We start from the raw sequence: 261 nt of genomic DNA, 5'->3' as shown, positions 1-261 counted from the left end.
ATGCAGAATTGCTGGAACTGGTCGAAATGGAAGTTCGTGAATTGTTGTCCAAATACGAATTCCCAGGCGACGACCTGCCTATCATCCAGGGTTCCGCTAAACTGGCCCTCGAAGGCGACAAAGGTCCATTGGGCGAAGAAGCCATCATGAAACTGGCTGATGCACTCGATTCCTACATCCCAACACCAGAACGTGCTGTTGACGGCGCCTTCCTGTTGCCAGTAGAAGACGTATTCTCCATCTCCGGTCGCGGTACAGTAG

The 261-nt window shown here is 52.1% G+C and carries 1 pseudogene; it reads left to right on the top strand.

The window, feature by feature from the left end:
- A pseudogene (tuf, locus tag ACO0LF_RS31760) lies at nt 1–261 on the top strand (elongation factor Tu); the annotation flags it as partial.

The organism is Undibacterium sp. Di27W, from assembly GCF_049340345.1.
Taxonomy (GTDB): Bacteria; Pseudomonadota; Gammaproteobacteria; order Burkholderiales; family Burkholderiaceae_D; genus Undibacterium.
Note: the sequence above shows the minus strand (reverse complement) of the source record. Positions and strands in the feature narration are given on the sequence as shown.